The organism is Microbispora sp. H13382 (assembly GCF_014161445.1).
In the GTDB taxonomy this organism is placed as follows: domain Bacteria; phylum Actinomycetota; class Actinomycetes; order Streptosporangiales; family Streptosporangiaceae; genus Microbispora.
Window position 1 is genome coordinate 101,495 of record NZ_JABBXA010000024.1, and the last position, 21,461, is coordinate 122,955.

Genomic DNA, 21,461 nt, shown 5'->3' on the forward strand with positions numbered 1-21,461 from the left:
CCTGAGTGATCTCTGACGCGCCAGACACTAGGAATCGCCTCTTTCACCGTGCTTTCAGGCCGCTTGCACCCCGTGCGGCTGATCATCCCTGGCCCAGTTGCTCCGCGTCGTATGCTTGCGGCCATGACGCGACGGCTTGCGGAGGTTGCGAAGAAGGTCGGGGTCAGCGAGGCCACGGTGAGTCGCGTCCTCAACGGCAAGGCCGGGGTCTCCGAGGCCACCCGGGAGGCCGTTCTCACGGCTCTCGACGTGCTCGGGTACGAGCGGCCCACGCAGTTGCGCGGTGAGCGCGCCCGGCTGGTCGGGCTCGTCCTGCCCGAGCTGCAAAACCCCATCTTCCCGGCGTTCGCCGAGGTTGTCGGCGGGGCGCTGGCCCAGCAGGGGTTCACTCCGGTGCTGTGCACGCGTACGGTCGGCGGGATCTCCGAGGCCGACTACGTGGACCTGCTGTTGCAGCAGCAGGTGTCCGGCGTGGTGTTCGCCGGGGGGCTCTACACGCAGAACGGCGTCGTCCACGAGCACTACGTGCGGCTGGTCGAGCGGCGGCTGCCCACCGTGCTGGTCAACGCGGCCGCCGATCACTGGGACTTCCCCCGCGTCTCCTGCGACGACACGATCGCGGTGGAGCAGGCGCTCGGCCACCTGCGCGCGCTCGGTCACCAGCGGATCGGTCTCGTCGTCGGTCCCGCCGACCACATGCCGTCCGTTCGGAAGCTGGAGGCGTTCCGCGCCGCGGGCGGCGAGCTGGTCGAGCACACCATGCACTCGCTGGAGGGCGGCCACGCGGCGGCGCTGAAGCTCGTGCGGCAGGACGTCACCGGCATCATCTGCGGCAGCGACCCGCTGGCCCTCGGGGCCATCCGCGCGGCGCGGCGGGCCGGCAGACGCGTGCCTGCGGACGTGTCCGTCGTCGGGTACGACGACTCCGCGCTCATGACCTGCGTGGACCCGCCGCTGACGACGGTGCGCCAGCCGATCGAGGCGATGGGCAGGGCCGCGGTGGAGCTGCTGGTCAGCCAGATCGAGGGCGCCGCCGTCGCGACGGGCGAGCTGCTGTTCGAGCCGGAGCTGGTCGTGCGCTCCTCCACCGGCCGCGTCGGCGTCCCCGTCACCTGAGCACGTCATGCTGTGTGCGGAGCCCGGAGGAGGAGGCGTCCACTCCTCCTCCGGGCGTCCCGTTCCGGGTTACGAGGCGTACGCCTCGAACTCGGAGATCTGCGCGGCCGGCCAGCCGGTGTTACCGGTGACGTTGAGCCGCAGGTAGCGCCGGGCGCCGGCGGGCACGGTGACCGTGACGGTGTTCCCGGTGGCCGGGTCGAACGTGCGGCCCGCCGAGGCGGACAACGTGGTGTAGTTCGTGCCGTCCGTGCTGCCGAGGACCGCCAGTGTCTGGGTGCGGGTGGCCCAGGCCGCGCTCGGCGGCAGCCTGAGCACCACCCTGCCGACCGTGACGGACGCGCCGAGATCGACGGTCAGGGTCTGGGGGAAGGCGTTGTTCGCCGACTCCCAGTAGGTCGAGGCGTTTCCGTCGGCGGCGTTGCCCGCGACGTACACGTCGGCGTGACTGCTCGCACTGATCGCCCTGCCGGCGGCGAGGTTCCCCGTGGGCAGCGGCCCGGGGGAAGCGCTGGGCGACGGTGACGGGCTCGGGGCGCCTCCGGTGCCGTACACCTCGAAGGCCGACAACTGCCCGGCCGGCCAGCCGGTGTTGCCGGTGACCGTCACCCGGACATGGCGGATGTTCGCGCCGGTGAACGGGATGGTCACCGCGTTCCCGGTGGCGGGGTCGAACGTGCGGCCCGCCGAGGCGGACAAGGTGGTGTAGTTCGTGCCGTCCGTGCTGCCGAGGACCGCCAGTGTCTGGGTGCGGGTGGCCCAGGCCGCGCTCGGCGGCAGCCTGAGCACCACGCGCTGCACCGGCGTCACCGCGCACAGGTCCACCGTGATCGACTGGGGGAAGGCGTTGTTCGCCGACTCCCAGTAGGTGCCCGCGTCGCCGTCGACCGCGTTGGCCGCGACGTACGACTGGGTGCTGCTCGTCGCCGTGGCCGCCTTGCCCCGGGCGAGGTCGCCGCTGCCGGGAGCGCACGCCGTCGGGCTGGGCGAAGGCGAGGGGGAGGTGGACGGCGAGGCGGACGGCGACGGGCTCGGGCTCGGGTCGCCGCCCTCGTAGATGTAGTTCGGCGCGGGCCACTGGCCGGTGCAGACGGTGGAGCCCAGGCTCCAGCCGGAGTTGCCGCTGCCGTACGTGGGGGCGAAGCCGGTGCCGACGCAGTTGTGGATGGCGACACCCGCGCCGATGTGGGCCGCCCTGACGTTGGTGAAGGTCGCCTTCGCCGCCGCCTGCGCCTGGATCATGTACGTCCCGGTGCCGTCGACGTTCACGTTCGAGAAGTTGACGGTCTGGGTGCTGCCCTCGATGAACTGGATGGCCTCGTAGGAGCTGTCGACCATGTCGGTGTCGGTCACGTTGATCGTCGCGTTGACCGGCTCGTTGAGGCCGTCGAACCAGATCGCGCCGACGCCGAAGTTCCAGTTGTAGTCGCTGTTGCCGGCTCGGATGAGCGTGTTGCGGGCGACCGTGATCGTGCCGGCCACCGCGGTGCCCTGGCCGGAGTGCACCCCGGGGTAGCGGTTGGCGACGTGGATGCCGCCGCCGTTGGTGACCGTGTCGCTCACCACGTTGTCGGTGATCTTTATGTCCCGGCCGCCGTACGTGACGATGTTGTTGGCCAGGACCGGCGCCACCACGGTGTTGGACGTGAACGAGTTGTTCACGTTGGCCATCCGGTCGGGCCACATCGCCAGGCCGTCGTCGCCGGTGTTGCGGACGAACGTGTTGGTCACCGTGGAGTTCGTGACGCCGGTGTGGAAGTTCACGCCGTCGGCCGTCTGGTCGAGGATGCGGCTGTTCTTCAACGTGAAGCCGTCCATCGGGCCGTCCATCCAGGCCCCGACCTTGGTGTGCTGGATCCACAGGTTGTCGACCACCGAATCGGTCATCGCGCCGCCGACGGCGTTGACCTGGTCGTCGTCCACGCGTTCGGTGATGTCGCCGATGATCGCGAAGTCCCGCAGGGTGACGCCCCGGCTCGGGCCGCCCGCCTCGTGCGGTCTGATCCCGCCGGTGTACCCGCCGCCGCTGACGTACTTGCCGTAGACGCCGACGGCGCGGTTGCGCTGGGTGGGATGGCGGCCGGTGAGAACGCTGTGCCACGGCCCGGCGCCGCGCAGCGTCACGCCGTCCACGACCACGTGGTCCCACAGGGTGTAGGTGCCGGACGGGATGTAGACCTCCTTGCCCTGGGCCCGGCCGGCGTCGACGGCGGCCTGGAAGGCGGCGGTGGAGTCGCCCGTGCCGTTGCGGTCGGCGCCGAAGTCGTCGACCGACAGCGACCCGGCGGGCCGGGGGATCGCGTCGGGCGCGAGCTCGAAGTCGGCGAGGTCCACGACGAACCAGGGCGCGACCGCGGTGGAGGCCACCTGGATCCTGACCTTGGTGCCCGCCGCGAGCGTGGACCCGAACATCGTGCGGGTCTCGTCGTAGAAGTGGTGCGGCTTGTCGCCGGGCGTGTTCCCGAACGGGTAGCCGCCGTAGTACCAGCCGTACCGGGAGGTGAACTGCAGGTCCTTGAGCTTGGTCCCGTTGATCCTCAGGTCGACCGGTGCCGTGATGCCCGTTCCCGCCGCGTTGTCCGGCACGCTGTAGCGCACGGTCATCGCGTTGGCGGGCTTGGGCAGGGTGAACTCGACGTACTCGCCCGGCGCGTCGAGGCGCACGGCCCGGCGGCCCGAGGCCTCGGACGGCAGGCGGGTGTAGACGCGGTCCGGGCCGATCTGCTCGCCGTTGGTCACGGCGGCCTCGGCCTCGATCTCCGTGAACGGCACGCTCGCGCCTCTTCCCGGCACGGAGAACGGCGACGGTGACGTCGCGGCCGACGACGTGCCGGGGAACGCCACCACGCCGCCCACGGCGATCAGCGCCCCCGCCACCGCGACGGCGGCTCCGGATCTTGTCATGAGGATCCTTTCTGCATGCGAGATCCGGGAGATGCGGCGTGGACGCTGGAACCGCCACACCTCCGAAGAAGGTGAGTGGCCACACGATAAGTTGACAGACATCCTTCTGCAATATTGCGACGAGAAGTCGCAAGATAACCCGCATGTTACGTCGGGCCACCGCTCCAGGAGATCAGCACTCCACCGAGTCGGGGGAGACCCCCACAACCATGGGCCGAGGCGAAAGATGCCGACAGCCTGCATGCGCAAGCGGATGAAAACATTTGCGCTCGCTGTCGTATAGTTGCGTCCATGACACGACGGCTTGCGGAAGTAGCCAAGAAGGTGGGCGTGAGCGAGGCGACCGTGAGTCGCGTGCTCAACGGCAAGCCGGGGGTCTCCGACGCCACCAGAGAGGCCGTGCTCACCGCGCTCGACGTGCTGGGATACGAGCGGCCCACCCAGCTGCGCGGCGACCGCGGCCGCCTCGTCGGCCTGGTCCTCCCCGAGCTGCAGAACCCGATCTTCCCGGCGTTCGCCGAGGTCGTGGGAGGCGCGCTGGCGCAGCAGGGGTTCACGTCCGTGCTGTGCACCCGGACCGTGGGTGGCGTCTCCGAGTCCGACTACGTGGACCTGCTCCTCCAGCAGCACGTGTCCGGCATGGTCTTCGCCGGCGGTCTGTACGCCCAGGGGGACGCCTCCCACGGCCATTACCGCAGGGTCCTCGAACGCAAGCTGCCGACCGTGCTCGTCAACGCGGCGGTCGAGTATCTCGGGTTCCCGCAGGTGTCGTGCGACGACGTGGCCGCGGCGGAGATCGCGCTCGCCCATCTCATGGCGCTCGGGCACCGTCACGTCGCGATGCTGCTCGGCCCGCCCGACCACGTGCCGTCCCAGCGCAAGCTCGCCGCCTTCCGCGCGTACGCCGCCGCCAACGGCCTCGAACTGGACCCCGATCACGTCGAGCACACGATGTTCTCGCTGGAAGGCGGGCACGCCGCCGCCACGCGCATGATCGCCAGGGGTGTGACCGGCATCATCTGCGCCAGCGACGTGCTCGCCCTCGGCGCCATCAGGGCGGCGCGCCGGGCGGGACTGTCGGTGCCGGAGGACGTCTCCGTCATCGGCTACGACGACTCCGCGCTGATGAACTGCGTGGACCCGCCGCTGACCACGGTCCGCCAGCCCATCGACGCGATGGGCCGGGCTGCCGTCGAACTGCTGGTGGCCCAGATCGACGCCGCCGTCGTCCCCGGTGACGAACTATTGTTCGAACCCGAACTGGTGGTCCGCGCCTCCACGGCCCCCGCCCCCCGCTCCTAGCGGGCTTGTCCGCGAACCTCGGCTGAGGCGGTTATCAACAGGTGCGCGGAGCGCCGGGGCGGGCGGGTGCGGAGGCCGGCGTAAGACCGTGCCCTGTACCACCGCGCCCGCGATGGCCGCTCCCGAGGCTCACCGGAGCGCAACTATCACGGCCGGCCGGAGCACCCGCCCGCTTTGAGCGCGTCCAATGGCAAGAAGCCAACCCCCGGCTCTCAAGCGTCCAGCGGCAACGAGCAAACCCCGGCTCTCAAGCGTCCAGCGGCAACGAGCAAACCCCAGGCACTCAGGCGTCCAGCGGCAACGAGCAAACCCCAGGCACTCAGGCGTCCAGCGGCAACGAGCCGTAGGAGGTTCTCGGGCGATGTCCTTGCTCCGAGACGCCGTAGGCCCTGCACTGTCACTTTTTTGCACAGTTACTGCCGCTCTATTGCTCAGTCCTGCATGCCTCTGTATGTTTCTCGCAATCGAGCGGATCGGGGCGCTCCAAGTCGGCCCCGAGCCGCGTGCTTCGACGGGTCGTGGTGCGCGGTTCCAGAAGGGAACGAGGATGAAATCCCACAAGCTCTCGATACTGCTGGTCTCGGGACTTGCCATTGCAGCGGCCGCGGCGTGCGGCACCGACAACAGCGGCGGCAGCGGTGACAAGGCGAGTGCGGCGCCCGAGGGCGCCGGGCCGGTGTCGATCTCGGTGAACTGCGAGCCGCCGAAGACGAACAAGGCGGAGCGCGCGACGTTCGAGGAGGACCTGGCGGCCTTCCAGCAGCTGAACCCCACTATCAAGGTCGCGAAGGTCACCGACGCGTTCCCCTGCTACGACCCGCGCACCTTCGAGCCGAAGCTGGCCAGCGGCGAGCTCGAGACGGTCTTCTACGTCAACTTCCCCAACGTGGGCCGCCTCATCGAGAGCGGACAGGCGGCCGACCTCACGCCGTACGTCAACGAGATCAAGACGTTCCAGGACTACAACAGCTCGATCGACCTGTTCAAGAAGGACGGCAAGGTCTACGGCCTGCCGACCGACGGCTACGGCATGGGCCTCGTCTACAACAAGGAGGTCTTCACCAAGGCCGGTCTCGACCCGAGCAGCCCGCCCAAGACGTGGGCGGAGGTGCAGGCCGCCGCGAAGAAGATCGCCGGGCTCGGTCCCGGTTACGTCGGGTACGGCGAGTACAGCGGCAACAACGTCGGGGGCTGGCACTTCACCGCCTCCGTCTACGGTCGCGGCGGGTCGGTCATCACCGACGACGGCAAGAAGGCCGCCTTCAACACCCCCGAGGGCAAGGCCGTGCTGGAGAACCTGCACCAGATGCGGTGGGCCGACAACAGCATGGGCTCCCAGCTGTACATCGACTGGCCGGCCCTGATGAAGGCCATGGCCGGCGGCAAGATGGGCATGATGCTGGGCGCGCCCGACGTGCTGATCTCGCTGCGCAACGACTTCGGCGGCAAGTTCGAGAACTACGCCATCACCGCCCAGCCCGAGGCCAAGGCCCTGTTCAACGGCGGCGCCGGTTACATGATCAACCCGAAGGCCACGCCGGAGCAGATCAAGGCCGGTCTCAAGTGGATCGAGTACAAGTTCCTCACCCCCGGCAAGGGCCAGTTCGACTACGCGCGGGCCAAGAGCGCGGACCTGACCGTCGGCCAGCCCTACCCCGACCTTTACCGCCCGGACACGCCGTCCGGCCAGGCCGTCGACGAGCTGCGCAAGGCGAACGCCAACATCGACCTCGCGCAGTTCGCCGGATGGGTGGAGGGCTCCAAGGGCATCCCGCCGAAGGCCGAGCCGGGGCCGTACGCCCAGGAGATCTACAAGATCCTCGACACTCCGATGTCGGCCGTGCTGACCCGCAAGGACGCGAACATCGACCAGCTCCTGGCCGATGCCGAGTCGAAGGTCAACTCCCTGCTGGCCTCGAAGGGCTGACCGCCCTGATAATCCGGGGCGCCGCCCGTGGCCGTGACCCACGCGCGGCCGGCGCCCCGGCGAACCGTGCAGGGCGAATCGAGTGCAGGGCAATCACGTCGAGATCGGATCCACAACGATGACCACAGCGAGCATCCCGGCAGCGAGCGGCAGACGGCGGCAGCCGACGAAACTGCGGCGCGCCGTGCGGCGCAACGTGACCGCCTACGGATTCCTGTGCGGCGCTCTGATCTGTTTCGCGTTCTTCTCCTGGTATCCGATGGTCCGCGAGGTCATCCTCAGCTTCCAGAGGACCAACTTCGTGGACCCGCCCCGATGGGTGGGGCTGGAGAACTTCCGTACTGTGATCAATGACCCCGCCTTCGGGCCGGCCTGGGTCAACACCGCGGTGTTCACCCTGCTCGCCCTGCTGTGCGGCTACGGGATCCCGTTCGTCACCGCGATCGTGCTCAACGAGCTGCGGCACGCGAGGGCGTACCTGCGCTTCGTGGTCTACCTGCCGGTGATGCTGCCGCCCGCGGTGAGCGTCCTGCTGTTCCAGTGGTTCTACAACCCCGACTACGGGCTGTTCAACCAGGCTCTCGGCCTGGTCCACCTGCCGGGCCTGCAGTGGCTCAACTCGACGAGTACCGCGCTGATCTCGCTGGTCATCGTCTCCACCTGGATGAACATGGGCAGCGGCACCCTGATCTACCTCGCCGCCCTGCAGACCATCCCGAGCGAGCTGTACGAGGCCGCCGAGCTCGACGGCGCCGGCCTGTTCAAGCGGATCTGGCACGTCACGATCCCGCAGACCAAGCTGATCCTGCTGGTGATGCTGCTTCTTCAGATCGTGGCGACCATGCAGGTCTTCATCGAGCCCTACCTGCTCACCGGCGGCGGCCCCGAGAACGCCACGGTCAGCGTCGTCTACCTCATGTACCAGTACGCCTTCAACTTCGGCAATCTCAACGCCGGCAACGCGCTCGGCCTGATGCTCATGATCGTTCTCATGGTGTTCTCCGCGATCTACCTGCGCGTCTCGCGCGACAACACGGTGTGAGGGGGGAGCGACCATGCCAGACACGACGACCGACGTCACCGTGATGCCCGACAGCCCGACCGGAACGCCCGCCGCCCCTGCCCGGAACGAGCGCCGTGGGCGGCGGCGGCCCCGCAAGCCGTTCGGCACGCAGTTCCGCACCGCCGTCTCGCCGCACCAGCTCAACACGACCCGCGGCCGGATCATCTACTGGATCGTGCTGGCGATCGTGGTGGTGAGCTTCACCGCCGCGTTCGTCTTCCCGCTCTACTGGATGGTCACCGGTGCGATGAAGTCCACCGAGGAGCTCAACTCCATCCCGCCGACCTTCCTGCCGTCGCACTTCTCGCTCGACGGCTACCTGGAGGCGTGGGATCTGCTGGACCTCGGCACGCTGCTCGGCAACACGGCCCTCTACGCCGGCGGCGCCTGGCTGCTGACACTCGCGGTGGACGTCTCGGCGGCCTACGCGCTGTCGAAGCTCCGCCCGGCGCTCGGCAAGGTCGTGCTGGCGCTGATGCTGTCGACGCTGATGATCCCGCCCATGGTCATCATGCTCCCGGCGTACCTGACGGTGAAGGAAGTGCCGATCTTCGGCTGGAACCTGCTCAACACGCCGTGGGCGATCTGGCTGCCGGCCGCGGCCAACGGCTTCAACGTCTTCCTGCTCAAGCGCTTCTTCGACTCGATCCCCAGGGAACTGCTCGAAGCCGCCGAGATCGACGGCGCGTCGCCGGGCCGCATCCTGTGGTCGGTGGTGATACCGATCTCCCGGCCCATCCTCGGGGTGGTCTCGATCCTCACCGTCGTCAACGTCTGGCGCGACTTCGTCTGGCCCCTCCTGGTCCTGCCGGACAGCGACAAGATGTCGGTGAGCATCGGCATCGCCTCGCTCTCCTCGCAGATGCCGCAGAACGTGCTGGTCGCCTCCCTGGTGATCGCGAGCATCCCGACCATCGTCGTCTTCTTCCTGTTCCAGCGGCACATCATGGCCGGTCTCACCGCCGGCAGCCTCAAGGGCTGAACGACCCCACCCCTGCCGCCGTCACCCCGTAAGGAGTTGTATTCAGCATGCCCGGCAACACCTCGACCCACGATTGGTGGCGCGGGGCCGCGATCTACCAGGTCTACCTGCGCAGCTTCGCCGACGGGAACGGCGACGGGACGGGCGACCTGGCGGGGCTGCGGTCGCGCCTGCCGTACCTGGCGGACCTCGGCGCCGACGCCATCTGGCTGAATCCGTGGTATCCCTCGCCCATGGCCGACGGCGGTTACGACGTCGCCGACTATCGCAGCATCGAGCCGGTCTTCGGCACCCTCGCCGAGGCGGAGAAGCTGATCGAGGAAGCCCACGGCCTGGGCATCCGTACGATCGTGGACGTCGTCCCCAACCACGCGTCCGACCAGCACGCCTGGTTCCAGGAGGCCCTGGCGGCCGGTCCCGGTTCGGAGGCCCGGGAGCGGTTCTGGTTCCGCCCCGGCGTCGGCGACGGCCCGCCGAACGGCTGGCGGTCGATCTTCGGCGGCCCGGCCTGGACGCGGGTGCCGGACGGCGAGTGGTACCTCCACCTGTTCGCCCCCGAGCAGCCCGACTTCAACTGGAACAACCCGGCCGTACGCCAGGAGTTCCTGGACGTGCTGCGGTTCTGGTTCGACCGTGGCGTGGACGGCGTCCGCATCGACTCGGCGGCCGTCCTCGTCAAGGACCTCGACAGCGTGGAGGAGTCGTACACCGACCACGACGGCGTCCACGAGATCTACCGCGAGTGGCGGCGGGTGTCCGACTCCTACGGCGGGCGGATCCTCATCGGGGAGGTGTGGCTGCCCGACCAGGAGCGGTTCGCGAACTACCTGCGCCCGGACGAGCTCCACACGGCCTTCAACTTCGACTTCCTGTCGAGCGCGTGGGAGCCGGCCGCGCTGCGCCGCAGCATCGACCTGACCCTCGCCACGCACGTGCCGATCGGCGCACCCGCGACCTGGGTGCTGTCCAACCACGACGTCGCCCGTCCCGTCACCCGGTACGGCCGGGCCGTCACGTCCTGGGACAACGCCGAACGCCGGGACGGCATGCCGTCCGACCTGGAGCTCGGCCGGCGTCGGGCGAGGGCGGCGGCGCTGCTGGCGATGGCCCTGCCCGGCAGCGTCTACGTCTACCAGGGGGAGGAGCTCGGCCTGAACGAGGTCGAGGACATCCCCGAGGAGCTCATCGACGACCCGATGTGGGAGCGTTCCGGCCACACCGTCCGCGGTCGTGATGGTTGCCGGGTGCCGCTGCCGTGGTCGGGGGAGGAGCCGCCGTTCGGCTACAGCACGGGCGAGCCCTGGCTGCCCCAGCCGGCGGGCTGGCGCGACCTCACGGTCGATGCCCAGCAGGCCGACCCGGACTCCATGCTCTGCCTCTACCGCTCGGCCCTGCGCCTGCGGCGCGAGCTGCTCGGCGACGGCACGCTGACCTGGCTGCCGACCGGAAACGACGTGATCGCGTTCCGGCGCGACTCCGGGCTGGTCTGCGTGGTGAACCTCGGCGCCGAGACTGTTCCGTTCCCCGTCCAGGGCTCGGCCCTGCTGGCCAGCGGCCCGATCGACGGAGACCTGCTCCCGTCCGACACCGCGGTCTGGATCCTGGAGGCCCGATGAGAATTCTGCTGGCGGCCGTCGCCGTCACCGGGCTCGTGGCAGTGCAGGCCCCGGCGTCCGCCTCGGCGAAGGCGCCCGTCGTGACCCGGGCCGCCCTCGACCCGGCTCTCGTCGCCGGGCGCGGGGCCGACGTCGACTTCGCCGAGCAGGAGGCGGAGAACGCCGCCACGAACGGGACGGTCATCGGCCCCGGCCGCGACGCGTACACGCTGCCGGCGGAGGCGTCGGGCCGTAAGGCGGTGCGGCTGACCCCCGGGCAGTACGTCGAGTTCACGCTGCCGAAGGCGGCCAACGCGATCACGGTGCGCTACAGCATCCCGGACGCTCCCGGGGGCGGCGGCATCACCGCGCCGCTCGACGTCGCGGTGAACGGCCGCAAGCAGGCCACCATGACCCTCACGTCGCAGTACGCCTGGCTCTACAACCAGTATCCGTTCTCCAACGACCCGGGCGCCGGGCTGCTGCACCCCGACTGGTGGATCACCGAGTGCTCCTGCGTGCCGGCCGCCACCACTCCCACACCGGAGATCGCCAAGCCGTTCCGCCCGAACCACTTCTACGACGAGCAGCGCCTCCTGCTCGGCCGTACGTACCGGGCGGGTGACACCGTGCGGCTGACGGTCCCGGCGGGGAGCAACGCCGAATGGACGGTCGTCGACCTGCTCGACTCGCACCTCGTCGGCCCGCCGCGGGTGGAGGTCGTCGCCGCGAACGTGCTGGCCTTCGGCGCCGACCCCACCGGCAGGCGCGACTCCGCCGGGGCGATCGACAAGGCGATCGCCTTCGCCAAGCGCACGCGCCTGAAGGTCTACATCCCGCCGGGCACCTACCAGGTGAACCGTCACATCCTCGTGGACAACGTGACGATCACCGGCGCCGGCAGCTGGTACACGATCATCAAGGGCCGTCAGACCGATCTGGGCGCCCCGGCCCCGGACGGCTCGGTGCACACCGGAGTCGGGTTCTACGGCAAGGACGCCGCGGCCGGGGGCAGCCGCAACGTCCACCTGTCCGGCTTCGCCATCGAGGGCGACGTACGGGAACGCATCGACACCGACCAGGTCAACGGCGTCGGCGGCGCGATGAGCGACTCGACCATCGACGGGCTCCACATCCGCCACACCAAGGTCGGCATGTGGTTCGACGGCCCGATGCGGAACATCAAGATCACCAATAACGTGATCGTCGACCAGATCGCGGACGGGCTTAACTTCCACACCGGCGTGACCGACTCCGTCGTGTCGGGCAACCTCTTCCGCAACACCGGCGACGACGCCCTCGCCCTCTGGTCCGACAGGACCGCCGACGCGCGCAACACGATCGACCACAACACCGTGCAGACGCCCGTGCTGGCCAACGGCATCGCGATCTACGGCGGCACGGACAACACGGTCGCGAACAATCTGATCGCGGACCCGATCAGGGAGGGCAGCGCCATCCAGATCGGCTCCCGGTTCGGCGCCGAGCCGTTCACCGGCAGGCTCCGCATCACCGGCAACACCACCGTCCGCGCCGGCACCTTCGAGCTGAACTGGAGGATCGGCCTGGGGGCCGTCTGGTTCTACGCCCTGGAGAAGGACATCGACGCCGACATCGAGGTCAGCGGCGACCACTATCTGGACAGCACGTACAACGCGATCATGCTCGTCAGTGAGTGGTCGGTGAAGGACCTGTACGCGATCCCGAAGGTCCGGTTCAGGGACATCCGGGTCGACGGCACGGGCACCTCCGTGGTCAGCGCCCGCGTGAAGGGCTCGGCGTCCTTCCAGAACGTGGACGCCCGCAACGTCGGCGCGGTCGGGGTCAACAACTGCGGCGCCTTCAACTTCCCGCCCACCGGTTCCGAGTTCTCCCTGACCGACCTCGGCGGCAACGACGGCGGCTGGCTCGCTCCCTGGATGCTGCCCAACACCATCACCTGCGACGACCGCCCCCCAGTCGTCCCCCCACCCCCGCCGTCCCCGTGGTGAACGTGCCGTACGGCGGCCGACCCGCGGTCCGGGCCCAGCGGCGGGCCCCGGACCGCGGTGACGCCGCCGAGGACGGCCACCTGTACGTAGTGGCCGGCGTTGCACCTTGAGGAGATACGCCAGTCGGCCAAGGTGAAGGGTTTCACCGGCACAGCCGGGAAGCCCCTCACCCGGTCGCACGCCGGATGACGCTTCATGGCAGGTCGAAGACCCCGTCCTTGACGCCCTGCACGAAGGCGCTCCACTCCTCAGCCGTGAAAGCAAGCACGGGACCACCGTCCCTCTGCTTGCCGTCACGCACGCCGACCCATCCCTTCTCGAATGCCACTTGGACGCAGTTGCCGCCGTTGCAAACCACCTGGTGCCAGACGACATCGCCGAACAGAGGTGGGTCCGCCATGGGCTCTCCCGGATAGAAGTTCGTCTGGAGAAGGAAGCTCGCGCCGGAATTATACCTTTGTGGTGTTTGCGTCCAATATTGTCTGCGGTGGTTAGGTTGTGCTCGCCGATGCCCGGAGATCGTCAGGGCCGGTCAAGGTTGCCGGCTTTCACCGCGTCAAGGAAACCCCTCCATTGATTAGATGTGAAGGACAGGACGGGTCCTGTCAGGTCTTTCGAGTCGCGCATGGCAACGACGCCGTCTCCGAACGCGACCTGGACGCAACTGCCTCCGTTGCAGCGCGAAGAGATACGCCACTCCGGCGGGAAAGTGGGCGAGTCTTTCGTTGATTCCATAGAGACTCCCGTGATATCGCTGTACTCTCGCTCCTGCCACTGAAGTGAGTACTGCGACCGCCCAGGTGATCCCGACAGTCAGGGCAGACCGCTGGCTTTGCCCTACCGGCTCCCTATAAGACGTACTTCTGGCAGGCCTCCGCGATGCGCTCAAGTGAGTCGTCGGGGCTCAACGCGACGGCCCGGATCTGGTCAACGGCCTCGCGATAAGTGCCGAGCTCCTCGGACTTCTCCAGGTATTCGGAGTGGGTCAGCAACTCGAGATGCACGACGTTCGGCATGGTCTTATCCGCGATCTCGAAGAAGACGAACGGGCTGCCGGCACCCATGTACGCCCCGGCCTCGAAGGGGATCACTTGCACAATCACCCGGCGTGACCTCGCCAGCTCGAGTACCTTTTCCAACTGCTGGCGCATGACCGTGGTTCCACCGACCCTCCGGTGCAGGACCGCCTCGTCGATGAAGGTCCAGTAGCGGGGCGGAGTCGCTCCTGACAGGAGTTGCTGGCGTTTCATCCTGGCCTCGACCCTGCGCTCCAGTACATCGGGGTGGATCCGCGGCAGCATCCTGCCGACGAGGGCCCGGGCGTAATCCTCCGTCTGTAGCAGACCCGGGATATGCGCGATCTGGAACTCCGTGATCGACGCCGCCGCCGATTCGAGGTCCATGTAGGTGTAGATGGCGTCGTCGCCGAGGTCGCCCCACTCCTGTTTGAGGCCCGGCTGACGTGACTCGCGCGCCAGAGCCATCAACTGCGACACGACGTTCTCGTCGGTCACGTTGTAGAGGCGACAGAGATCACGTACGTCGCGGAGACTCGCGCTTCTCTGTGCGGTCTCTATACGACTGATCTTCGCGGGGCTGCACAGCAGTTCCTGAGCGACCTGTTCCACGGTCATGCCGCTTGCGTGCCGTAGCTCGCGGAGACGGCTTGCCAGCTGGCGCCGCCGGAGCGTCAGGTTGGTCCCGGCCATAGCGGTCACCTTCTGCGTACGCGTTCTTGAGGGTGCATCAAAAAGGGCAGCGTAGCATGCCATAGGCAGGTGCCGATGGAAAGAACCAGTGGCAATTGCCAAACGTGGATTGCCACTGGCAAAGGACGGGTATCAACCAGGCATAAGCCTCAACGTGGCGGCTGGACCAGCCGGTTCCCGAAGGGAGGCGATGCGAATCGGGGGCTCGTCCTTCGCCCCCTACTGAAATGCGCCGCTGGGCCGATGCTGGCACATCGACCCAGCGCAGACGACCATCCGACCTGCCTGCTCAGCAAAGGGATGATCCCGTGCACTCTAACAACAAGAACATGCGCGCTCCTTCCCTCACGGGGTTACGGATGCGCATCGTCGCCCTCCTTTGGAGGGTGGGCGAGGAGGCGTTCGCCGAAATCGACGCGTTCGCGTGGGTGCAGCGCTGGGAGATCCGGCGCACCTGGCACACCCACACGTACCGTGACCCGAGGTTCGACGCACTCGCTCCCTGCCGGATCTGTTCGGCGAAGGGGCGGTGCCCGACCGGCCTGCCGTGCCGTCGCTGCCGGGGGACCGGACGGGTGAACGTGCTCGAACCTCCGTTCTCCCGCAGGCCCGAGCACCCGTCGGGCGGACGGGCATGAGGCATCCGGTCAGGCGGAACACGCATCTGGTCCTGCGGTTCATCGAACGGGAGACCTCTCCCGTAGCGCGGCCTGGACCGCTGGTGGTGCTGTGGAGATGGCGCTACGAGACGGTGCTGCTGGTGGGAGGGCCTGCGGTCGTCGTCCTCGCGGTACGCGCGGCGGGCCCGGCCGTCACGATCGTCGCCGGCTCCCTGGTCTGCCTGCTCGTCCTGGTCTGGCCGCAGGCCCGGCGGGAGGTAGCGGGCCGATTCTGGTGCGTGGTGACGCCCCACCGCGTACGGAAGGCCTGCGCCGAGGCGTTGATCGTCAGCCGGCGGGGCAAGCTGCCGGTCATCCTCCGTACGAGGCCGGAGCCGTTCGGCGAGCGCCTGTGGGTGTGGTGCAGGGCGGGGACCAGCCCGGGAGACCTCGAACAGGCCCGTGACATGATCGCCGCCGCGTGCTGGCTGGCCCGCGAGGTGCGGATCACCAGGGACCCGCACCGGACGTCCCTCGTCATCGTGGACGTGCTGCGGCACCCCGGCCGTCCCGTTTCCCGGGAGCCCGCGGAGACCGGCGAGCGGACGCTGACGCGCTTCAGGCCCTGACGGGGGATACGCGAGAAGTCAGGCAGGGGGCTTCTCGGCGGCCGCGACGGTGGACAGTTCGACCGTGCAGAACGCGCAGCGCCGGGCGTCGACGGGGATGTCCGACAGGCACTCGGGACACTTCTTCTCCGTGGCCTCCTTGTCCCGGTCGAAGAGGCTCAGGAAACGGGTCATGGGCAGGACGACCAGCCAGTAGACGACGGCCGCGACGATCAGGAACGTCAGCAGGTGATTGATGAAGTCGCCGTATTTGAACACCGCGCCGTTGACGGTGAACGTGTAGCTGGAGAAGTCGGGCTGTTTGCCGCCGGTGATGGCCGCGATCAGGGGGGTGATCAGGTCCTGTACGAGGGCCTGGATGAGCCCGCTGAACGTCGCGCCCACGACGACGGCGACAGCGAGCTCCACCAGGTTGCCCCGCATGATGAACTTCTTGAATCCGCTCATGGGAAACGAGGTATCCGGTTTTGCCTTCCCCATGCAAGGGGTTGACCGGTCGAAATCACTCTCAAGCGTGCCACGATGAGGTGGAGAGCCGGCCGGGGGAAGGGGAGGGCGTTGCAGGACCGATCGGGAGGTCTCATTGACGATGCCGGCGATCCGTTCACCGGCCGGCGTCCGACCAGTCATGAACGGCTGACGGGCCTGCCCTGGGACGCGTCGTACCACGAGGGCCCCGCGCCGTGGGACATCGGCCGGCCGCAGCCGGCCATGGTGCGCCTCGCCGCCGAAGGCGGATTCACCGGGGCGGTTCTCGACGCGGGCTGCGGGACCGGGGAGAACGCCCTTCACGTCGCCTCGCTGGGATTGCCGGTCCTGGGCGTCGACGTGGCGGAGACGGCACTGGCGATCGCCCGGGCGAAGGCCGGCGATCGGGGCGTGGAGGCCGAGTTCGCCGAGGCCGACGCGTTGCGCCTGGAGCGTCTTGGGCGCAGGTTCGACACGGTGCTGGACTGCGGGCTGTTCCACACCTTCGACGGTGGGGAGCGGTCCGCCTATGTGGCGAGTCTCGCGTCGGTGACCGAGCACGGCGGCACTCTGTATGTGCTGTGCTTCAGCGACGACGGCTCCGATACGGGCCCGCACCCCGTCAGCCGGGAGGATCTGAGAGCGGCGTTCGACCTCGTCGACGGATGGAGGGTCGTCGCCATCGAGCCGGACCGGATCCAGACGCGATACCACGACGACGGGGCACCGGCCTGGCTCGCGACGATCAAGCGGCACTAGACGCCGGAGGGCCGGGCGTCGTCGGCCGGCCCACGCCGCAGTGGACGATTGTTTCGGTCGCGGTACGGACGCTTATCGGACGCGGCCCGACTTACGGTCCTGACCAAACGCAACAGACGGTTGTTCTGGGAGCGCTCCCATTTCAGGTATCGCTGGCCTGGGCCAAGGCGGCTTCGACCCGGTCGAGCGCGGCCAGCAGTTCCCCCTTCAACACGGCCGGCAGCCGTCCCTCGCGGTACCGGACCTCGATCTTCTCGCGGACGACGGCCAGCCCCTGACCGTTGTCGACGGCGTTGCGCAGCACCTGCTTGAGGTCCAGGGCGACGTCGTCGTCGATGTCGTGGGTGGCTTCGGCACCATCCACCAGCAGGGCGAACTGCCGGACCGCGGTGTCGACCCGCATGGGCGCGGCAGTGGTGGCCAGAGGCAGGGGTGCGACTTCGGACTTGCCGGTGGCCGAGGCCTTCGGCCGCCTGACGCTGTCTCCCGCGTCCCGGTCCTTTTTGAGGATCTTGACGCTGTGCGTCGGGGAGGGGCGGTGCCGGGCCGGGCCGGTCGTGCGTACGGGGTCCGCGACGGGCGCGACCGTGTGCCGCGGCCGGCCGACGGGGGCGGCGACGGCTTCGTCCTGCGGCGGCGGCGAGGCGGTGGCCTGCGCGTACGCCCCCGACGGGCTGGGCAGGACGACCACGGCTCCGACCTCGGGGCCGCCCGTCTGGGTGAACCAGAGAATGCCGCCCAGGGCGGCGGCTCCGACGGCGGCGGCGCCCCAGCCGGCCCCGCGCGGGCCGGGCGGCTTCTTCACCGCGCCCAGGGCGGCGGCGACCGCCCGCGCGGTCGGCCGGTCCACGGGGTCGGGGCACAGGCAGCGCCGGCACAGGTCGGCGACCTCCTGCGGCAGGCCCGGCACCCCTTCGGGAACCGGCGGCGGTCCATCCCGCCGTGCCGCCTCGATCGCCTCCCAGGTCTTCTCGGGGTACGGCAGTGCGCCCGTGAGCATCTCGAACAGCAGCACGCCGAGCGCGTAGACGTCCACGGCCGGGTCGGCCGTCGTCCCCTTCAGCCGCTCCGGCGCGACGTACGGCGGCGTGCCGAAGTCGGCGACGAGCTGGTCGTCGGCCTCGCCGATGAACGCGGCGATCCCGAAGTCGAGGAGCTTGGGCCCGTCGTCGGCGAGCAGCACGTTCTCCGGGGTGACGTCCCGGTGGACGATGCCCCGGTCGTGCGCCGCCGCCAGCACCTTCGCCAGCCCGGCGGCGATCTCCGTCGCCTCGGCCCAGGGCAGCGGGCCCTCCATGATCCGGTCGGCCAGCGACCGGCCCTCCAGCAGGCGCATGACCACGAAGGACGCCAGTCTGCCGCCGTTCGTGACCGTCTCGCCGTAGTCGTAGACCTCGATCGCGTCCGGGTGGATCAGCCGGGCGGTGGCCCTGGCCTCCCGGCGCATGAGTTCCCGTCCGGGACTGTCGTCGTCGAGCGAGCCGTCCAGCACCTTGATGGCGACCATGCGCTGGAGTGACTGGTCGAAGGCACGCCAGATGACCGACATCCCGCCCGTCGCTATCCGCTCCTGGAGCAGATAGCGACGGGTCAGGACGTCGCCTTCTCGAAGCTCAGGCCGATTCACGAACCACCAGTTCCGTGGGCAGCACCGGATTGCCCTTGGGATTGTCCCCGTCCCCGAGTGTCATGAGAAGCAGTCGTGCGGCGAGCGTGGCCATTTCCTCGACGGGCTGCCTGACGGTGGTCAGCGCCGGCGAGGTGTGCCTGGCCACGGGCGCGTCGTCGTATCCGATGACGGCCACGTCGTCGGGCACCTTCCGCCCGGCGCGGCGCAGCGTCTGCATCGCCCCGGCCGCCATCACGTCCGACGCCGCGAACACGGCGTCGATGTGCGGCGCCCGTTGCAGCAGCCACTGCATCGCGTGCGCGCCGGACGCGTGGGTGAAGTCGCCGTACGCCACGGGCATGTCGAGCACGCCGGCGTCGCGGAGCGTCTGCCGGAAGCCCTCCAGCCGGTCGCGGGCGGCCGGCAGGGTCGGCGGCCCGGCGATCGTGGCGATGTGCTTGCGGTTGTTGAGCAGCAGGTGCTCGGCCGCCTGCCGTCCGCCGTCACGGTTGTCCATGTCGACGAACGGGAGGTCGATGCCGTCTGGCGGCCGCCCGGCACAGCGCACCGGGACGCCCGAGGCCGCCAGCGTTACCGCGAGGGGGTGCCGCGCGCGTGCGCCGATCAGTAGGACTCCGTCGACGGAGCCCGCGACCAGCGGCGGCGCGGCGATGGAGGCGGTCGCCGGGGTCGCGGTCATCACGACCATGGGGACCCCGTGCGTCGTCAGCACCTCCTCGCAGGCGGACAGGAGCCTGGCGTAGAACGGCTCGGTGAAAAGGCGTGGACTGTGCTCGCAGACGACCGCGGCGATGATCTGCTCGGCCCGCCTGCCCGCGGATCCCCTGGGGGCGCGGCGCCGTACATAGCCCAGACGCGACATCGCGTCGTGAACTTGTCGGCGGGTCGACGTGGTCACGCGTACCGAGCCGGTCAAGACCCGGGAAGCTGTTGCCGGGGAGACGCCGGCTGCGGCGGCTACCTCTGCGAGGGTGGGAAGATCGGCCATCCGGTCTCCTCGGCCCGAAGGTTCACACGGCTTGGGAGCGCTCCCAAGCGAAAGTATCACTGTTTCGCTCGTGTCAACAGAGGTTTCCTCGGTGTGAAACCTTTCGTAGAGTTTCGCTCCCGTTTGGCACAGTTGGAGGCTAGAGCACGGCAGTGCTCCAGGGAAGTGAATGGGAATTTTGACACGAATCGCCCAGCTTGTCCGATAATCACCGTAAATATGCCGAAATGCCATGCGGGGGAGGCCGGAACCACCTCCCGGCGGTAGGGTCCTGCGGCAAAGGGATCACGGACGGACCGACCGCGCCCGGCCCCCGGGGGCGGTCGCGGCCGTCCCCGAGCCAGAACCGGAAAGGCCTCCAGTGACGACCACTATCCGCCGGCTCCCTGTCGTGACGGCTCGTGTGACGGGTGCGTTAACGGGCGTGCTCGCCACGGTCCTGCTCGCCGGGTGCGGCACGCCGGACCCCGCGAACCAGGCCGCGTCGCCGTCTCCCGCGGTCCCGGCCGCCGCCTCGCCCGCCGCCACCTCCGAGGCGGCCACGGAGGCCCCGCTCACCGCCGGCCCGGACGAGACGGGCGCGGACGAGACGGGCGCGGACGAGACGGGAGCGGCGGATCAGTCCGGCGGCAGGAACGCCGCCGACGTGACGTTCGCCCGGCAGATGATCCCGCACCACCTCCAGGCCCTGGAGATGGCCAGGCTCGCGGAGACCCGGGCGGGCGACCCGTGGGTCAGGGAGTTCGCGGCGAAGGTCGCCACGGCCCGCGACACCGACATGCGTACGTTCAGGGACTGGCTCGACATGTGGGGCGCCGAGCCGCTGCCGCGCGACCACGCGATGCCGGGGACGCAGACGCGGGCCGAGATCGAGGCGCTGGCCAAGCTCAACGGCCCGCAGTTCGACCGGAAGTACGTGACGCTGATGATCGAGCACGACAACGGCGCGATCAAGCTGGCCCGGGCCGAGCAGGCCGAGGGCGCCTTCGAGGGGGCCAAGGCGCTGGCCGTCGCCACCACGACCGCCCTGGGCGCCGAGGTCAAGGAGCTGAAGAAGTACCGCGCCCTGCTCGACTGAGCCTGCCGTGGGCCTGCGGTCCCGTCAGTTCTCGTAGGTGTCGAGCCGGGGCGGCAGGGCGTTCCACGTGCAGAACGCCGACGACTCGTGGATGTCCCGGAGGAAGGCGATCCGCAGCCACTGGTCGGCCTCCCAGACCTTGACCTCGTAGCCGTCGTTCGGGGTCGCCGTCACCACGCGGCAGTCCCGGGAGGTCACCGCGATCGTCGCCCGGCCGCCCTTCAGCGTGAACGTGTGCAGGCTCTCCCCGCCGGAGGTCCTGCGCGGCCGGGCGGTGGGGGAGGGCTCCGCCGAGCCGGCCGGCCCGGCCGGCTGGGTGGAGCGGGCCGGCCGCGGCGCCGGAGAGGTCCGCGTCCGCGTCGGCGTGACGGTGGCAGGGGGGCGGGAGGGGGACGGCCGTCCCGACGGCTCCCCGGACGGCTCGCCGGAGGGACCGCCCTCAGGGGTGTCCTGGGGAGAGGGGGCGGGGGTGCCCGGCGAGGCGGAGAGCGGCGAGGCGGACAGCGGCGCGGCGACGGCCACCACCGGGGCCAGGGGCGCCTCGTCCAGGATCGCGCTGCGCAGCACGTCACGCACGCCGAGCCAGGACACGCCGACGGCGAGCGCGGTCGCCCCGCACCAGGCGATCAAGTAACCCGTGGCCCTTCTCATGGGCCGCTCACTCTATCTCGTGACGTAGTAAATGCTGCTCGATCCCTTTCGGTCACCCTCTACGGGTTTT

19 protein-coding genes are annotated in these 21,461 nt (G+C 69.3%); 11 read left to right on the forward strand and 8 right to left on the reverse strand.

Translation table 11 applies throughout. The annotated features are described in order from the left end of the window. Positions 1-123 precede the first annotated feature (123 nt). Positions 124-1,116, forward strand: coding sequence for a LacI family DNA-binding transcriptional regulator (locus HHX41_RS34365; RefSeq protein WP_182909270.1), 993 nt, complete (start codon positions 124-126; stop codon positions 1,114-1,116). Positions 1,117-1,185: 69 nt separating this feature from the next. Here HHX41_RS34365 and HHX41_RS34370 read toward each other — a convergent pair whose 3' ends face one another. Continuing rightward, positions 1,186-4,020, reverse strand: coding sequence for a discoidin domain-containing protein (locus tag HHX41_RS34370; protein ID WP_182909271.1), 2,835 nt, complete (start codon positions 4,018-4,020; stop codon positions 1,186-1,188). 291 nt (positions 4,021-4,311) lie between these two features. On the opposite strand from HHX41_RS34370, the gene HHX41_RS34375 reads away from it, so the two are divergent. The 6 genes from HHX41_RS34375 to HHX41_RS34400 all read left to right on the forward strand — a co-directional run bounded on the left by HHX41_RS34375 (position 4,312) and on the right by HHX41_RS34400 (position 12,880). After that, positions 4,312-5,322: a LacI family DNA-binding transcriptional regulator gene (locus HHX41_RS34375; protein WP_182909272.1), complete on the forward strand. Its 1,011-nt coding sequence runs from the start codon at positions 4,312-4,314 to the stop codon at positions 5,320-5,322. 547 nt (positions 5,323-5,869) lie between these two features. Beyond that, positions 5,870-7,249 (forward strand): extracellular solute-binding protein, encoded by a 1,380-nt coding sequence (locus HHX41_RS34380; RefSeq protein ID WP_169982105.1) that lies wholly within the window; start codon positions 5,870-5,872, stop codon positions 7,247-7,249. A gap of 118 nt (positions 7,250-7,367) precedes the next feature. Then, entirely contained in the window at positions 7,368-8,291 is a 924-nt protein-coding gene (locus tag HHX41_RS34385) for a carbohydrate ABC transporter permease (RefSeq protein ID WP_169982104.1), read from the forward strand. 13 nt (positions 8,292-8,304) lie between these two features. Next, positions 8,305-9,294: a carbohydrate ABC transporter permease gene (locus tag HHX41_RS34390; protein ID WP_259401522.1), complete on the forward strand. Its 990-nt coding sequence runs from the start codon at positions 8,305-8,307 to the stop codon at positions 9,292-9,294. Between the two features lie 47 nt (positions 9,295-9,341). Further along, on the forward strand, positions 9,342-10,910 hold the full coding sequence (locus HHX41_RS34395) for a glycoside hydrolase family 13 protein (protein ID WP_182909273.1): 1,569 nt from the start codon (positions 9,342-9,344) through the stop codon (positions 10,908-10,910). After that, positions 10,907-12,880, forward strand: a complete 1,974-nt coding sequence (locus HHX41_RS34400; RefSeq protein ID WP_182909274.1) for a glycosyl hydrolase family 28-related protein — start codon at positions 10,907-10,909, stop codon at positions 12,878-12,880. The genes HHX41_RS34395 and HHX41_RS34400 overlap by 4 nt, the downstream gene beginning before the upstream one ends. Before the next feature lie 193 nt (positions 12,881-13,073). On the opposite strand, the gene HHX41_RS34405 is transcribed toward HHX41_RS34400, so the two are convergent. From HHX41_RS34405 to HHX41_RS34415, 3 genes are all read right to left on the reverse strand, one after another. Then, positions 13,074-13,280 (reverse strand): DUF397 domain-containing protein, encoded by a 207-nt coding sequence (locus HHX41_RS34405; RefSeq protein ID WP_182909275.1) that lies wholly within the window; start codon positions 13,278-13,280, stop codon positions 13,074-13,076. A gap of 122 nt (positions 13,281-13,402) precedes the next feature. Then, positions 13,403-13,615, reverse strand: a complete 213-nt coding sequence (locus tag HHX41_RS34410) for a DUF397 domain-containing protein (protein WP_182909276.1) — start codon at positions 13,613-13,615, stop codon at positions 13,403-13,405. Positions 13,616-13,728: 113 nt separating this feature from the next. Next, positions 13,729-14,589, reverse strand: a complete 861-nt coding sequence (locus HHX41_RS34415; RefSeq protein WP_182909277.1) for a helix-turn-helix transcriptional regulator — start codon at positions 14,587-14,589, stop codon at positions 13,729-13,731. Between the two features lie 329 nt (positions 14,590-14,918). On the opposite strand from HHX41_RS34415, the gene HHX41_RS34420 reads away from it, so the two are divergent. Continuing rightward, positions 14,919-15,227 (forward strand): hypothetical protein, encoded by a 309-nt coding sequence (locus HHX41_RS34420; protein WP_182909278.1) that lies wholly within the window; start codon positions 14,919-14,921, stop codon positions 15,225-15,227. Then, positions 15,224-15,817, forward strand: a complete 594-nt coding sequence (locus HHX41_RS34425; RefSeq protein ID WP_169982096.1) for a hypothetical protein — start codon at positions 15,224-15,226, stop codon at positions 15,815-15,817. Before HHX41_RS34420 ends, HHX41_RS34425 begins: the two co-directional genes overlap by 4 nt. Before the next feature lie 18 nt (positions 15,818-15,835). Here HHX41_RS34425 and mscL read toward each other — a convergent pair whose 3' ends face one another. Continuing rightward, positions 15,836-16,264, reverse strand: a complete 429-nt coding sequence (gene mscL, locus HHX41_RS34430; protein ID WP_169982095.1) for a large conductance mechanosensitive channel protein MscL — start codon at positions 16,262-16,264, stop codon at positions 15,836-15,838. A gap of 111 nt (positions 16,265-16,375) precedes the next feature. On the opposite strand from mscL, the gene HHX41_RS34435 reads away from it, so the two are divergent. After that, positions 16,376-17,044, forward strand: a complete 669-nt coding sequence (locus tag HHX41_RS34435) for a class I SAM-dependent methyltransferase (RefSeq protein WP_220504670.1) — start codon at positions 16,376-16,378, stop codon at positions 17,042-17,044. Between the two features lie 142 nt (positions 17,045-17,186). Here HHX41_RS34435 and HHX41_RS34440 read toward each other — a convergent pair whose 3' ends face one another. Together HHX41_RS34440 and HHX41_RS34445 are read right to left on the reverse strand one after the other, a co-directional pair. Beyond that, positions 17,187-18,671: a serine/threonine-protein kinase gene (locus tag HHX41_RS34440; protein ID WP_182909280.1), complete on the reverse strand. Its 1,485-nt coding sequence runs from the start codon at positions 18,669-18,671 to the stop codon at positions 17,187-17,189. Then, entirely contained in the window at positions 18,658-19,662 is a 1,005-nt protein-coding gene (locus HHX41_RS34445) for a LacI family DNA-binding transcriptional regulator (protein ID WP_169982092.1), read from the reverse strand. The genes HHX41_RS34440 and HHX41_RS34445 overlap by 14 nt, the downstream gene beginning before the upstream one ends. 403 nt (positions 19,663-20,065) lie before the next feature. On the opposite strand from HHX41_RS34445, the gene HHX41_RS34450 reads away from it, so the two are divergent. After that, a complete protein-coding gene (locus HHX41_RS34450) occupies positions 20,066-20,740 on the forward strand; it encodes a DUF305 domain-containing protein (protein ID WP_182909281.1) in 675 nt (224 codons plus the stop codon). A gap of 24 nt (positions 20,741-20,764) precedes the next feature. Here the strand turns inward: HHX41_RS34450 and HHX41_RS34455 are convergent, their stop codons facing one another. Continuing rightward, positions 20,765-21,391: a hypothetical protein gene (locus HHX41_RS34455; protein ID WP_182909282.1), complete on the reverse strand. Its 627-nt coding sequence runs from the start codon at positions 21,389-21,391 to the stop codon at positions 20,765-20,767. Positions 21,392-21,461: the final 70 nt, after the last annotated feature.